The 12,252-nt window shown below is 42.7% G+C and carries 9 protein-coding genes; 6 read left to right on the top strand and 3 right to left on the bottom strand.

The window, feature by feature from the left end:
• Positions 1-83: 83 nt before the first annotated feature.
• Complete coding sequence (locus tag G500_RS0103560) at positions 84-686, bottom strand: SET domain-containing protein (RefSeq protein WP_027001590.1); 603 nt, start codon at positions 684-686, stop codon at positions 84-86.
• Between the two features lie 334 nt (positions 687-1,020).
• Between G500_RS0103560 and G500_RS0103550 the strand changes: the two genes are divergently transcribed.
• The 6 genes from G500_RS0103550 to G500_RS0103525 all read left to right on the top strand — a co-directional run bounded on the left by G500_RS0103550 (position 1,021) and on the right by G500_RS0103525 (position 10,486).
• Positions 1,021-2,679: a DUF4139 domain-containing protein gene (locus tag G500_RS0103550; RefSeq protein WP_154656996.1), complete on the top strand. Its 1,659-nt coding sequence runs from the start codon at positions 1,021-1,023 to the stop codon at positions 2,677-2,679.
• 302 nt (positions 2,680-2,981) lie between these two features.
• Entirely contained in the window at positions 2,982-4,130 is a 1,149-nt protein-coding gene (locus tag G500_RS0103545) for a hypothetical protein (RefSeq protein ID WP_027001587.1), read from the top strand.
• Positions 4,131-4,318: 188 nt separating this feature from the next.
• Positions 4,319-5,437 carry an imelysin family protein gene (locus G500_RS0103540; RefSeq protein ID WP_154656995.1) on the top strand — a complete coding sequence of 373 codons (1,119 nt, stop codon included), beginning with the start codon at positions 4,319-4,321 and terminating at the stop codon, positions 5,435-5,437.
• A 140-nt stretch (positions 5,438-5,577) separates the two neighbouring features.
• A complete protein-coding gene (locus G500_RS0103535) occupies positions 5,578-7,008 on the top strand; it encodes an HTTM domain-containing protein (RefSeq protein WP_027001585.1) in 1,431 nt (476 codons plus the stop codon).
• Entirely contained in the window at positions 7,005-9,596 is a 2,592-nt protein-coding gene (locus G500_RS22180) for a TonB-dependent receptor (protein WP_051203254.1), read from the top strand. Before G500_RS0103535 ends, G500_RS22180 begins: the two co-directional genes overlap by 4 nt.
• A gap of 77 nt (positions 9,597-9,673) precedes the next feature.
• A complete protein-coding gene (locus tag G500_RS0103525; protein ID WP_027001584.1) occupies positions 9,674-10,486 on the top strand; it encodes an SDR family oxidoreductase in 813 nt (270 codons plus the stop codon).
• A gap of 89 nt (positions 10,487-10,575) precedes the next feature.
• On the opposite strand, the gene G500_RS22175 is transcribed toward G500_RS0103525, so the two are convergent.
• Together G500_RS22175 and G500_RS0103515 are read right to left on the bottom strand one after the other, a co-directional pair.
• Positions 10,576-11,499: a lytic transglycosylase domain-containing protein gene (locus G500_RS22175; RefSeq protein WP_051203253.1), complete on the bottom strand. Its 924-nt coding sequence runs from the start codon at positions 11,497-11,499 to the stop codon at positions 10,576-10,578.
• 149 nt (positions 11,500-11,648) lie between these two features.
• A complete protein-coding gene (locus tag G500_RS0103515; RefSeq protein WP_027001583.1) occupies positions 11,649-12,008 on the bottom strand; it encodes a hypothetical protein in 360 nt (119 codons plus the stop codon).
• Between the last annotated feature and the right edge of the window lie 244 nt (positions 12,009-12,252).

Below are 12,252 nucleotides of genomic sequence, written 5' to 3'. Positions count from 1 at the left end.
AACCTTAGTCTTTTAAAAAACGTTCTTTTTAGAATTTAATTTCAAAAAAATAGGGATAGGACTCTTCCTATCCCTACAAAAAATTAAGAAGAAATAGACATTTTTTTGTATTGCAAGGCGCGTACAGAACGGTATTCGCGCCCTGTTTCGAGGTAGAATTGGAGTTTTTGTTGTAATTTGGCTTCGATATAAATGGCTAAGGGCTGCGGAACTTCGGCAAAAAAACGCAACGCCTCTTGAATTTCTTTGTCCCAAGTGGGATAGTATAGGTCGAAATCGGTAGGCTTAATTTGTCCGCGACAGTGGGCAGAGCCGCAGCCACAGCTAAAATGCTGCTCTAAATTGAAGATGGCGTATTCGTCGGTAACTTCTTCGTCGGGCAAGATGTCGCGCGTAGCGATTTCGAAGCCGTAGCCTGTGCTGATGGTATTGTGGTGGCAGGAGTGATTCACATATTTGGCGAAATCCCAACTAATGATGCGATAGCCTCGCTCGTCGCGATAGGAATATTTATCTACCACTTCTCTGGCGTAGGCATCTAATTTATCGTACTTTTTGGGGGTAACTTCAATTTCTAAGCTATCTTTAACATAGACAATCGTGCCTTTAGGGATAAAGGTTTTGGCAAAAACGCCGTAACCAATTTCGGCACTGATAAAACGCAATTCGGTGTGGGGGTGAATCATGCAAGAGCGACATTAAGAGGTGGTTTTGGTGAAAAAACGCAGGCAGCATAAGCCTGCCAAAAAGCCTGCAAAACAACGCAAAAGTTAGCAAAAAAAACAGTCTTTGCAAAGCAAAGGGACAAATTTTTATTTTTTTCAACGCCCTTTTTTTTCACCAAATAAAATTTGCTTTTTTGCCCTTTTACTTTTTTACGCGCCTTTTCAGAAAAAAAAAGAAAAAAATCTTTGGTAGCATTGTGAAATTTACCAAATATGCGCATCTTGAAAGAAAGTGTAGTTTTTGGCTGCACGCCTCTTTCTTCAAATTGCTCACCTTTTTCTAAAAAAGATTTTTATGAATAGAAACCACCTTTTGCGCCCTCTTCTTTGCTTTTTTCTTGTCTGTCAATTCTCTATTTTTGCCCAAGCACAAGAAAATGTCATTCCTACCAAAGTAAAAGAAGTAACCGTTTTCCTTTCCCAAGCCGAACTTTTCCACCAAGAACAAACGATTCTCAAAAAAGGCGAAAACCAACTCATTTTTAGGGGTATTTCGCCGCATTACGTCAAAGAAAGCGTGCAGATAGCGGGAAAAGGCGATTTTACAATCCTTTCCGTCAAGCCGCAAGTCAATTATTTAGAGCAAAAAAATGCGTCTAAGGAATTTCAGAAATTGCAAGATTCGGTTCGCTTTTACAAAGAAAAACTAAACGAACAGAAAGACGAAAAAGATGTCTTGCAAAAAGAAGTAGAAATGATGGTCAAGAATCAGCAAATTTCAGGGACAAACCAAACCCTGACCGCTACACAGCTCAAAGAGATGGCAGATTTTATGCGCCGCCAACTGCTACAAACCAAAGCCCGTTTGCGCGAGCTAACGACCGAAGAACAGGAGCTAAGTCAGAATATTTCGCGCCTACAAACGCAAATGAATAGCATCTCGACACAAAGAAAACTGCCCGTAGGCGAAGTAGTGGTAGAAATAGAGTCTAAAATGGAACAAAAAGCCGAGTTCAGACTCAAATACTTAGTCGATGGGGCAGTTTGGATTCCGCTTTATGATTTACGCGCCTCTGCCATTGGCAAACCCATCGAGCTTGCTTACAAAGCGCAAGTAGCGCAGCAAACAGGCGTAGATTGGGAAAAAGTAAAACTTTATATTTCTACCATAAACCCTACTTTGGGCGCAACAAAACCCGAAAATCCTACCCGTTGGCTCACCCTTTATAGCCACCAAAAACAAAGCAAACAACGTTTGGCAAAGCAAGCCGAAGCCTCTTCTCCAAGCCTCACAGAGGCAGAAGTCGCGATGGGTTTTGGTGCAGACGATTTAGCTGGTGAGGACGACTGGGGAAGCAGCGAAACAGCCGCCGATTATACCACCAGCAAAGAAACGCCCTTTGCCACTACCTTTGAAATCAAATTGCCTTATACGATTCCTTCCGACGGCAGAGTCAAAGTAGTGGAAGTGCAGAACAGTGAATTGCCCGCTTCCTTTGTCTATGCAGCCGTTCCTGCGGCAGAAAATGCTGCTTTCTTAGTCGCTTATGTAACCGATTGGCGGCAGTACAATTTGGTATCAGGAAAAGCAAATATTTATTTTGAAAATGGCTTTGTAGGTGAAACAGAAATAGAAACCTCCGAAGCAAGCGATTCGCTGCTGCTTTCTATGGGACGCGATACGCGCCTGCTAATAGAAAGAAAAGCCTTGAAGGATTACAACAAGCGCAAATTTGTAGGTACGCAAGTGCGTGAAAGCAAAGGTTTTGAAATTAGTTTGAAAAATAATAGAAGCGAAACCATCGAAGTAGAAGTAGAAGACTACATTCCGCTTTCTATGGATAGCCGCATTACAGTAGAAACCGACCAATTAGATGGCGCAAGCTACGACGCACAGACGGGGCGTGTGGTGTGGAAACTCAAATTGAGTGGCGGTGAAAGCAAAAAACTCAAATTTGGTTACACGCTTAAATATCCCAAGGGCATGAACTTGAAGGAGGAAATTCGCGACTAAGTGGGCTACTTTGTGCCTTATCTTTCCTCTATTTTCTCAACGTCTTTTCCCTATTTTCCTCCTATTTTTTCCCTCAAAGGCTATTCTAATGGCTTTTGAGGGCTTTTTTATGAAATTTTAAGGCGGCACTTCAAAAAAATCTTATTTAGAGTTGGTCTAAATAAAATCTTTGCTATATCTTTGTGCCGTCATGTGCAGGGCAGCGATAGTAAAACTTCGCCTACCTGCCAGCAAAACTCAAAAACACAGCTTTTCAAATTTTACCGTATTTCATCATTATACTTCATCAAATTACATCTCAAATGACATTCAAATTTCGCAACTTGCTTTTTCAAAATTTGCTTCTTTTGGCGGTTCTAAGCCTTGTTTTCACTTCTTGTAAAGACGACAAAGAAGACGAAAAACCAGCTCTGCAAATTCCAAATAGCTATGACGGCGCAGCCTTCGCAGCCAATACCGCAGCCGAGCAAGCCTTAAAAGGCAATCTGACCAAACTAACAGACGAAATGAAAAAAGGGCGCACCAACGGCACAAGCGTAGATGTCAGTGCCTTAAATACGCTTTTCACAACAGGCAGCCCTGCTTTAAATACAAGTTCAACTTCGTATTATGCAGCTTTGATTTCAGGTTCAAATGGCTATTTGGCAGAATTAGCAAAAGCAAGTGGCGGAACTTACACCTTAGGCGCACCTATGGGTGAAGGTGGCACGATGGGCGGCTATCTTTTTGACGAAAACGGCATCGAAATGGAGCAGTTGGTAGAAAAAGGACTTTTCGGTGCAGCTCTCTATTTCCAAGCAACCAAGACTTTTGAAGCAGCAACCCTAACGCCTGCCGATATAGATAAAATCGTGGCTCTTTTTGGTGCAAACCCCACTTTCCCCAATAGCAACAGCAGCAATGTAGAGCAGCCTGATGGCGTAATGGCAGGTTATGCCGCGCGTCGCGATAAAAATGACGGAAATGGTTTATATTCGCAGTTCAAAAACAACGCTATCAAATTGCAAGCCGCAGTAAAGGCAGGAAATGATTACAAAACCGAACAGACGGAGGCTTTAAATGCCCTTAAAACGACTTGGGAAAAAGCAAACGCCGCCACTATCATCAACTATTGCCATGCTACCTTGTCAAGATTGAGCGCGACAAACCCTTCTGAAAACGACATCGCAGCCGCTTTGCACGCTTATAGCGAAGGCGTTGGCTTCCTTCACGGTTGGAAAACAATTCCACAGGCGCACAGAATCATCACAGATGCCCAAATTGATGAAATTTTAGCTCTTTTCAATGCCCCTTCGGGTCAAGTGCCAACTTCATACAAATTCGCAACCGACCCTGTCAATGAACTTCCCAAAATTCAGCAAGCTATCGATAGATTGAAAGCCATTTATGCTTTTAGCAATCAAGACATCGAAGATTTCAAGAAAAATTGGGTCAGCGAACAAGGGCGTTAGTCCAAAAAAACCGTCGGCGAGGCTTCAAAAAACTTGTTTTTCAAACAAAAAACCCCTTTCAATCTAAATTCGGACAAGGCTTGCCTTGTCCCTACCTTATTGAAAAAAAACAAAAAACCTCGCCGACGGGCAACGCCCTCGGCGACGGTTTCAGTTTCAAAATCTTTCACTTATTTCATATCCTTTTTATGCTACAAAAAAAATACACGCTTTTCCATTTGCTTGCCCTTGCCTTTTTCCTTGTGGCTTGTGAGGGCGAACAAGGTGAAAAAAAGGCGGCTTTCGACCGCAAAAAGATGCTCGAAAACGTGGCAGACAATCTCATTTTGCCTGCCTACACCGATTTAGAAAATAGCCTTCGCACTTTGAAAAGCCAAACGACGGCTTTCGTAGAAAATCCTGATGCAGGCAGCCTAAGTGCCGTACAAAACGCTTGGGTGAGTGCCTACCAAAATTGGCAGTATGCCAACGCCTACAATTTTGGCGCAGCAGGCGAGGCAGGGCTAAAAAAGAGTTTGTTAGAAGAAATTGGTACTTTTCCTGTCAGCAAAACGAAAATAGAGGCGGCAGTGGCTTCGGGAGCTTACAATCTTTCGGATTTTAATAGAGATGCACGTGGCTTTTTGGCAGTAGAATATTTGGTTTTTGGCGAAAATTTTGGACAGGAAGGCAGTCAAACGCGCCTTTTGCAAAGTTTTGAAAATTCGGTGCGCCGCCAATATTTGTTGGATTTGGTAGAAAATATAAATGTGCAGGTTTCCACAGTCAAGACCGCTTGGCAGGGCAGTGCCAGAGAAGAATTTATCAACAACGACGGCACAGAGGCAGGCAGCAGTACCTCTTTGCTCTACAATGAATTTGTAAAAAGTTTTGAAGGCGTTAAAAATTTCAAATTAGGCTTGCCTATGGGAAAGCGTCCAGGGCAGGTGCAAACCGAACCCCAACTTTTTGAAGCCTATTACAGTGGCAAATCTTTGGAAATGATGCAAATGCACCTTCAAGCGATTGAAAATATTTGGCGTGGGAAGTCTAAAAATGGAACAGATGGCATCGGCTTCGAAGAGTACCTAAAAACGGTAGAAGGCGGAACAGATTTAGTACAAAGCACTGAAAATCAACTTATTAACATTACAGCAGCCCTCAATGCCGTACCGCAAAATGAGCCGCTTTCGGTCTTGGTAAATCAAAACAAGCAGCCTTTGGAAAATCTTTATACCGAACTGCAAAAACATACGCGCTTTTTCAAAAGCGATATGTCGTCCCTTTTGGGAATTGCTATTACGTATAGCAGCGGTGATGGCGATTAAATAAACGCTTTTTTATTTCAATCTAAATTCTGAAAAAAACCGTCGGCGAGGCTTTCAGCCGTCGACGAGGTTTCAAAAATTTATTTTTCAAATAAAAAAACCTCGCCGACGGGCAACGCCCTCGGCGACGGTTCAACCAAATGAAACTACATTTTCTACACCGTCCCCTTTGTGCCGCTCCCTTTATCACCTTTCGCTTTATTTTTGGGGCAATGATGATGTTTAGTGCGGTACGATTTTGGGCTTTGGGTTGGATAGAAACGCATCTGGCAGAGCCAAAATTTCACTTCAAATACTATGGTTTCGAGTGGGTGGAAGTGCTGCCGCTGCCCTATCTCTATGCCATTTATGCGATTATGATTGTGGCGGCGTTGGGTCTGATGTGGAACGTTGCCTATCGCCTAAGTGCGATTTTACTTTTCCTGACCTTCACCTACACCGAACTCATAGACCTGACTTATTATCTAAACCATTATTATTTTGTAAGTTTGGTTTGCTTTTTACTGATTTTTGTACCAAAACCAAAAAAAGAAGCACAAACGGGCGAGGAAACATTGCCTTTTTGGGCAATCTGGATTTTTCGCTTTCAAGTAGCCCTTGTCTATATCTATGCAGGAGTCGCCAAAATCAACTACGATTGGCTCATTTTAGCCCTGCCGCTCAAAATTTGGCTACCTGCCAACGACAAACTGCCACTTATTGGTTATTTTTTGAAACAAACCTATACCGCTTATTTTTTCGCTTGGGCAGGTATGCTTTACGATTGTTTGGTGGTCTTTTTTCTCTATTGGAAAAAAACGCGCCTTTGGGCTTATGCTACCGTCATTTTTTTTCATACCCTCACAGGGCTAATGTTTCAAATTGGCGTTTTTCCTTTGGTGATGATGGGCGCAACTTTGATATTTTTTTCCGACGCTTGGCATTTGAAATGGCAAAAAAAGGCAAAACAGCTTTTTAAAGGCAAGTTTATTTCTGAACCCCCACCCTGCCCTCCCCCCATAGGGGAGGGTTCGAAAATAAAATCATTTTTTTCGCATAAATGCGAAAAGAATGATACGAAATTAGAGCCCCTCCCTTTGGGGGAGGGGTTTGGGGTGGGGTGCATTTTTCGCCCTATTTTCAATTTAGGTCTAATTTTATACCTTACCTTTCAAGTGTTATTTCCTTGGCGTTATTTGCTTTATGATGGAAACCTTTTTTGGACAGAAGAAGGCTATCGCTTCTCTTGGCGCGTCATGCTCATGGAAAAGGCAGGAACGGCAACCTTTTATGTAAAGGACAGTGCCACAGGGCGCGAGGGCGAAGTGGTCAATAGCGAATTTTTAAATAGTCATCAAGAAAAGCAGATGGCAATGCAGCCTGATATGATTTTGCAGTTTGCACATTTTTTAAAAGCGCATTACGAAAAAAAAGGTGTAACTTTGCCCAAAGTTCGCGCAGAGGTCTATGTAACACTCAACGCCCGCCCCAGCAGATTGCTTATAGACCCCGATTTGGATTTAGTCCAAATAAAAGACTCTTTCGCACCCAAAAAATGGATACTTTCTGATAAGCAAGGTTCTCGAAAATGAAATATCAAATTGGTCATTCTTTCTTTTTAAAGATAGCAATTAGTTGTTATCTTCTCTTTCTTTTATTGGCTTGGGGGCAGAAAGCGCGAAGCCAGCAAAATACGGCAGCAGCACCCGACCGCTCTGCCTTCGCACCCAAAAGCAAAGGGGCAACCCTACAAGGTAGCGTCTTAGATGCTGATAATGAACCACTTATCGGAGCAACGGTTTTAATAAAAAACACTTCCTTCAAACAAATTACGGATACAAAAGGCAACTTTTTTTTTAAAGACCTGCCACAAGGCGATTACACCCTCTTGGCGTTTGCTTTTGGAAAGGCTACCCAAGAGCGCGATTTTTCAATCACCGCTCCCAATCAGCAGCTCACCCTTGCACTGACGCTCACCGATTTGGCGCAAAATTTAGACGCTGTCGAGATTCAGGAGCAGCGCGAGGCTACCTTTGGCATTACACAATTAAAGGCAATAGAAAATTTTGGCATCTATGAGGGCAAAAAAACCGAAGTGGTAGTTTTGGAAGACTTAAATGGCAATTTTGCTACCAATAATCCTCGACAAGTTTATGCAAAAGTTACAGGGCTTAACATTTGGGAAAGCGACGGCGCAGGGCTGCAACTTGGCATTGGCGGACGCGGTTTGAGTCCGAATCGAACTTCTAATTTTAATGTGCGCCAAAATGGATACGACATCTCTGCCGATGCCTTGGGCTACCCCGAAAGCTACTACACGCCGCCCATCGAGGCTTTGGAGCGCATCGAGGTCATTCGCGGTGCAGCAAGTTTGCAGTATGGTACGCAATTTGGCGGTTTGGTCAATTTTAGGTTTAAAAGAGGCAATGAAAATAAAAAAGTAGAACTTATTTCGCGCCAAAGTATTGGCTCTTGGGGCTTTTTCAATTCCTTCAATAGCTTGGGCGGCACAGTGGCAAAGGGAAAACTCAACTATTACACCTACGCACAGTACAAGAGAGGCAACGGATATAGAGAAAATTCTGAATTTGAATACTATAATTTTTATGGAAGTTTTGACTTTCAGGCTACCGAAAAACTCAATCTCAAATTAGACCTAACCAAGATGCACTATTTGGCACAGCAGGCAGGCGGGCTAACGGATAGAATGTTTGCCGACAATCCCCGACAGTCTATTCGAGCGCGAAATTGGTTTTTGGTAGATTGGAATTTGGTAGGTTTGGAGGCGAGCTATCTTTTTTCGCCGCAAACGCAAATCAATATCCGCTCTTTTGGCTTGATAGCCAAACGGTTAGCCTTGGGAAATTTGGAGCGCATCAATGTAGCAGACTTTGGCGAAAACAGAACCTTAATCGAGGGCGGCTTTCAGAATGTAGGAACGGAATTGCGCTTGCTGCACCGCTATCAAATTGGCAAACAGACACACGCCTTTTTGGTAGGCACGCGCCTTTATAGTGGCACTACTTCGGCAAGGCAAGGCGAAGGTTCGGCAGGCAGTGATGCAAATTTCACTTTTTTAAATCCTAATAACGTAGAAAATTCGGATTATCTTTTTCCTAATAAAAATCGTGTAGTTTTTGTAGAAAATATATTCAATCTTTCTACAAAATTGAGCCTAACTCCCGGTTTGCGCTTCGAAAATATTCAAACCTTTTCGGAAGGCTATTTCAAGCAGCGTGTTTTTGATGCAGCAGGTAATGTAATTGTAGAAAATAGAGTAGATGAAAATTTGAATAGAAAGCGAAGTTTTGTTTTGGCAGGTTTGGGACTTAGCTACAAAAAAACAGAGCAGGTAGAATTTTACGCCAACTTTTCGCAAAATTATCGCGCCATCAATTTTTCCGACCTGCGTATCGTCAATCCCAACTTTGTGATAGACCCCAACATACAAGACGAAAAGGGCTATACCGCTGATTTGGGTTGTAGGGGCAATTTTAAAGATGTTTTTGTGCTCGAAACGACGCTTTTCTATTTGGCATATCGCGACAAAATTGGGCAAGTTTTGAGAGCCGACCAACCACCACTATACAATGACTACCGCTTTCGCGGCAATATTTCAGATGCGCGAAATATCGGACTCGAAACCTTTGCCGAAGTGGATATTTTAAAACTTAGACGCAAAAGACCTAAAAAATCGGCTGACTTAAACCAAAATTCGCCTCAAAATACGCAAGAAAAATTAGAAAACACTGCGCCCAAAGATAGCAAATGGACGTTTTTTGTCAATTTTTCTCTGGTAGATGCGCGTTATATCAATACCCAAGACGCTACTATTGCCAATAAAAAAGTGGAAATGGTTGCGCCCCTGATGTTGCGCACAGGCACGACGTGGAAATACAAAAGTTGGTCGAATTCGTTGCAATTTTCCCATACAGGCGAACATTTTTCAGACGCAACCAACGCAAGACGCACCGCCACAGCCGTAGAAGGCGTGATTGCAGCCTATCAAGTTTGGGACATTTCGAGTAGCTACACTTGGAAATGGCTCACCATAGAGGGAAGCCTCAATAACATTTTCAACCAATCCTACTTCACACGACGCGCCGAAGGCTATCCCGGACCGGGCATTATTCCTGCCGACGGACGCGGATTTTTCCTAACTTTGCAAGGGCGTTTTTAAAAAGTTGTGCTTCCCATTCGTCTTATTTCGTTTTCTTTCGCTTTACTTATTTTTATTTATTTTTATTTCATCTTGTTTTGAAAGATAAAGTTGTCATCATTACAGGCGCAACTTCGGGCATAGGCAAGGCTTGTGCCGAAGTTTTTGGTAAGCATGGCTCGAAAGTAGTCATCACAGGGCGCAAAAAAGAAGCCTTAGACACGGCAAAAGCCGATTTGCAGGCGTTGGGCATCGAAGTTTTGGCACTGCAAGCCGATGTAAGCAAAGAATCTGATAATAAATACCTTGTATCAGAAACGCTTAAAAAATTTGGTAAAATAGATGTACTTATCAACAATGCAGGGATTTCGATGCGTGCCTTATTCGAGGATTTAGACCTAAAAGTCATGCATCAGGTCATGGACATCAATTTTTATGGTGCAGTCTATGCGACCAAATACGCCCTGCCGCATCTTATCGCAAGCAAAGGCTCGGTAGTGGGCGTTTCCTCCATTGCAGGTTTTAGGGGGCTGCCTGCGCGAGCGGGCTATTCGGCTTCGAAATTTGCCCTACAAGGTTTTTTGGAAGTATTGCGAACAGAGATGCTGCCCAAAGGCGTGCATGTTCTGACGGCTGCCCCAGGTTTTACGGCTTCCAACATTCGCGTTACGGCACTTACCAAAGATGGCACTGCCCAAGCCGAATCGCCACGCGATGAGCAAAAAATGATGAGCGCGGAAGAATGTGCAAGCCATATCTACAAAGCCGTTGTCAAGCGTAAAAAGTTTTTAATCCTAACTACACAGGGGAAACTCACCGTCTTGCTCAACAAACTTTTTCCCTCTTTTATGGATAAAATCGTCTATAAGGCAATGGCAAAAGAACCCGATTCGCCACTGCCACCGCTTTGATGCAGTACCGTAAAAGTCAGTTCTGTTAAGTTCGCCCCACCGTAGCGCGAAGCTCCAGCTTCGCGCGTCTGAACAAATTGTTTTTTGCGCTATTTCTTCTTCGGAATTCGAAAAGTATAGCTACTTACGCCTTTGGGTAGTTTGAAATCATACTTATTATGATTGATGGAAATAGCAGGATTGTATTGGCGAAAAGTATTGTAGCTTATGCCTTGTGCGTGTGCAAAATCGGGAACACTCTCCAAATCCTGCGTAACGCTAATTTCGTCGTATTCCAAAGGGCTATAATAGTCGTACTTTTCTATACAATAACCGTAATCTTTCGGATTTTCTAAAATGATTTTAAGTGCTAAAATTCGAAAAATATAACGACCAGTTTCTGTATTTAAAAACAAATCGTAATACGATTTTTCTTTTTGCATGCGCAAGGCACGCTCTACGCCAAAAGCACCGCGATTGTAGCCTGCGGCAGCCAAAGTCCAGCTTCCCAACTTATTTTTGCTTTCGGTCAGAAAGGTAGCGGCAGCGGCGGCGGCTAAAAAAGGGTCTTGTCGCTCGTCTATGTGGTCATTGACGATAAGCCCGTAAGATTGGGCGGTGCTTTCCAAAAATTGCCACATGCCTACTGCATCTTTTCCCGATTGGGCAAAGTTTTCTAAGTGGCTTTCCGCAACGGCTAAATAGAAAAAGTCTTTCGGCACTTGTTTTTTTTCTAAAATCTCCTCGATGCCCTTTCGCCACCTTCCAGAGCGTTTGAGTAGCAGCAGGGTAGTGGCATGCGAATAAGTGTAGTGCAGCAGTTCGCGCTCCAAACGCTCGGCAACGTCAGGGTTGTCCAAAGGCACAGGCTCACCTGCAAAGGTCAGACTTTTAGGCAGCGGCACAGGCAGGACGGTTTGGATGTCGGAAACTTTTTGAGCCTTACAACTACTTGAAAGTAAGGCACTTAGCAGTAAGAGCAGAAAAAGCGGCAAAGGCGATAGGGCGCGTAAGTTATTATTTTTATCGTACATTTTAGTTTGATTTTTGTTGGGTTTAATTTTATGAGGCTTAATTTTACCTATAAAAAAACCTTCGTACTAAGCAAACGCCCGAAAAGGGCGTTAGGCAGACGAAGGTAGCTATTTTTTTTGGAAAACGGCAGGACAAACTTTCGTCTGTCTTACTTTTTTAAGAGTGGCTCAAAAGATTTCCAATTTTTTCCGATTAAAAAGCCAAATAAAACAAAAAGCACCACAGAAACTTCAACATTGCGCGTATCTATGAGCAAGTGAAAAAGAAGGATACTCACCACAATAGGCGCGAGCAGCGTCAGAGCCAACACCACATAGCGATTTGAGAGCAAAAGCAAGCCCCCGACAATTTCTAACCCCTTGACCACATATAAAAATTTGGACTCTACCAAAATTTTCATAAAGGGGTGAAACTCTGGAACAGGAATGAGCAGCAAAAAACCATTCAGACCAAAAACAAAAAAGACAAGCCCTATCAGCAGGCGAACCACCAAATAAAAATAGTGCATACAAAAGAGAAATAAGTGTGCAGAAAAATTTTAAAACCATTTAAAACCGAGTTTCTAAACGGTTCAATGAGTAGGAATGGAGAAAGGAAACTTACGGCGACGAAGCGTTTTTTTGTACCTGCCTCTAAATGAACCATATTCCGTTTTAGGTTGATGTTTTAAGTTGATGTTTTAAGTTGATGTTTTAAGTTGATGTTTTAAGTTGATGTTTTAAGTTGATGTTTTAAGTTGATGTTTTAAGTTG

The organism is Hugenholtzia roseola DSM 9546, assembly GCF_000422585.1.
GTDB lineage: Bacteria > Bacteroidota > Bacteroidia > Cytophagales > Bernardetiaceae > Hugenholtzia > Hugenholtzia roseola.
Note: the sequence above shows the minus strand (reverse complement) of the source record. Positions and strands in the feature narration are given on the sequence as shown.